We start from the raw sequence: 2,587 nt of genomic DNA, 5'->3' as shown, positions 1-2,587 counted from the left end.
GCCGCCGCCCGGGCGGCCTTCGAGCGGTACAGGGTCAACTCACCCGAGGGCTACCTCTTCCCCGATACCTACGAGGTGCCGGTGGGCATCACCGCCGAGGAGGTCGCCGGGCTCCTTTTGGACCGGGGCAACCGGGTGTGGGAGGAGGAGCTCGAAAAAAGCGGGCGGTCGGGGGTGGACCGGAACGAGACACTTACACTGGCCAGCGTCGTCCAGGCCGAGGGGGCGGATTTCGGGTAGTTTCCGCGCATCGCCGGCGTTTTCGCCAACCGCCTCGAGCGGGGCATGAACCTGGAGAGCTGCGCCACGGTCCTCTTCGCCCTGGGGGAGCACAAGCAGGTGCTGGAGTACGCCGACCTCAAGGTGGAGAGCCCGTACAACACCTACCTTTACCCCGGCCTGCCGCCGGGACCGATAGACAATCCGGGCCGAGCGGCCATCGCCGCCGCCCTCTCCCCCGAGGAGCACGACTACCTCTTCTTCGTCTCCAACGGCGACGGGACGCACACCTTCAGCCGCACCCTCGCCGAACACAACCAGGCCCGGGCGGAGACGGAGGATGCCCGGAACGCCGCCCTCGCCCCCGACGCTCCATGACCCTCCCCGACATTCTGATGACCGTCGGCGCCGGCGCCCTGGCGCTGGCCCATCTGGCCTACCCATTAATCTGCGGTTTTACGTCCCTCTTCGCCAAAAAGGCGGACGTGCCGCGACGCCCCGTGCCGACCCGCGGTGCAAGCCAAATCCGGTACGAGGGGATTGAAGCCGAACGCCGGACCGACGCGCCCATTCTCGTCTCCCCGGGTCGTGGGGGAAGGCTGACCGACGGCGGTATCCGGCGGCTAGTCGCCCCCTTGGCCGACGAACGGAACGCCCTGGTGGTGGGGCGGCTGCTGGTGCCGGAATTGGAGGAGTCTGGCCGGATGGGGGGACGCGAGTCGGCGCTGAGCCAGGCGGAGCGCATCCACCGCGGATGGACTTGGCGGCTGGCCGCCTGGGAGGCGGGAACGGGCGTTCCGAGCGACCTGGACGGCCATCCCTACGCCGTCCGGCGGGAGTTCGCCGACGGGAGCGGGGTGGACCTGGCCTCACTGGCGAGGGCTCGGAAAAAGGTGGTCTTCCTGCCCGGACGGCAGGGGCTGGTGGGGCGCCTGGTCCCGCCGGAAGGCATGGCGGAGCTCGCCGCGCGGGTTATCGCCGAGAAGCGGCGCGGAATCCGCTCCATCCCCCGGCGGTCGTTCAGCCCGAGGGTGCTCGTCCGCCACCTCCTGGGCAACCTGTCCGTCCTTTGGCTGGCGCTCCTGACGGCCGGGGCCATACTTGGCCTGATCGGGGAGGGCGGCTGGTTCTACCGGGTGCCGCTCGCGCTGACGTTGGTTTTTCTGCTCGGAGCGGCCATCGGGAGATCCGTCTTCAACCTCGGCTTCCGCTCGAGGGTCTACTTCCCCCTCTGGTGGTTCTTCCAGGGCCTGGTCGCCGAGGTAAAGGCCTGGCTGTCGCTTGGGCGGAAGGGCGCGTCGGATTGACGACCGCCGGTCCACCCAGGCTCGAATTTCGAAGTGTTATGATAGGGTGTCGTTGACGAACCGGCAGCTCCTCTTCCGGGAAAGGACCGACATGAAACGCATTTACCTGTTGTCAATCCTGCTCCTCGCCGCCGCCGCCTCCTGCGGCGGAGACACCGGCGCCCTCGTCCCGCTCCCCACAGACCAGACGCCCGTGGTTTGTATGGACACCGACATCGGCAACTTCTACATCCTCCTCCACGACTCGGTGAACCCGTTGACGGTGGCGAACTTCGTGGATCTGGTGGGGAGGGGGAAGTACGACGGCATCGGCTTCCACCGCGTGGAGAAGGGGCACGTCATCCAGGCCGGCTGCCCGTACTGGAACGATCCCGCGCGGGCGGGAACCGGCAATCTGGCCGACTCTTTCCTCCCCTTCGAGAACGCCACCCTGCAGCACATCGAGGGGGCGGTGGGGATGGCCCGGAGCCCGGCGAAGGACTCGGCGGGCAGCCAGTTCTACGTCTGCCTCGCGCCGCGGCCGCACCTGGACGGCGACTACGTGGTCTTCGGCCAGGTCATTGCCGGGATGGAGGTGGTCTACCACGTGGAGGTGGGCACGATTATCGAGAAGGCCGGCGTCCTGACCTACGGCGATTTCCTCGATAAAGCGCGGCGCGGCGAGCTGGGCATCCACCCGGAGGTCACCGAGATGCCGGCGTTCGAGATTTCCCCCTCGGGGAAGTGACGGGATTTTTTTGTGAATTGAGGCTCCGCGGCTTGCGATGACGTAGGGGCCGACCGACGGCGCGCCGTTCAGGTCGGCCCGTTTTTTTTCTAAGGAAGCCCTCACTCCTGGCCCCGCGCCTCGCAGGCCTCCCACGGGGAGAGGGAAAACGGCGCATCCGCGATGACGTAGGGCGGGGTTTCCCAACCCCGCCGCTTTTTTACCCCTCACCCCTGCCCGTAGGCAAGCCTCCCCCAGAGGGGGGAGGGGATTTAAGGAACCCCTCACCCCAGCCCGTAGGCAAGCCTCCCCCCAGAGGGGGGAGGGGGATTGACGTAGGGGCTGACCTTCAGAT

The 2,587-nt window shown here is 67.6% G+C and carries 2 protein-coding genes and 1 pseudogene; all 3 read left to right on the top strand.

What is annotated here, in order from left to right:
* The 3 genes and pseudogenes from mltG to NTW26_07175 all read left to right on the top strand — a co-directional run bounded on the left by mltG (position 1) and on the right by NTW26_07175 (position 2,253).
* Positions 1-597: pseudogene (mltG, locus tag NTW26_07185) on the top strand (endolytic transglycosylase MltG).
* On the top strand, positions 594-1,526 hold the full coding sequence (locus NTW26_07180; protein ID MCX7022040.1) for a hypothetical protein: 933 nt from the start codon (positions 594-596) through the stop codon (positions 1,524-1,526). The pseudogene mltG and the gene NTW26_07180 overlap by 4 nt, the downstream one beginning before the upstream one ends.
* A 91-nt stretch (positions 1,527-1,617) precedes the next feature.
* Complete coding sequence (locus NTW26_07175; GenBank protein MCX7022039.1) at positions 1,618-2,253, top strand: peptidylprolyl isomerase; 636 nt, start codon at positions 1,618-1,620, stop codon at positions 2,251-2,253.
* Positions 2,254-2,587: the final 334 nt, after the last annotated feature.

The organism is bacterium (assembly GCA_026398675.1).
Taxonomy (GTDB): Bacteria; RBG-13-66-14; RBG-13-66-14; order RBG-13-66-14; family RBG-13-66-14; genus RBG-13-66-14.
This window is presented reverse-complemented; position numbering and strand designations above follow the sequence as displayed.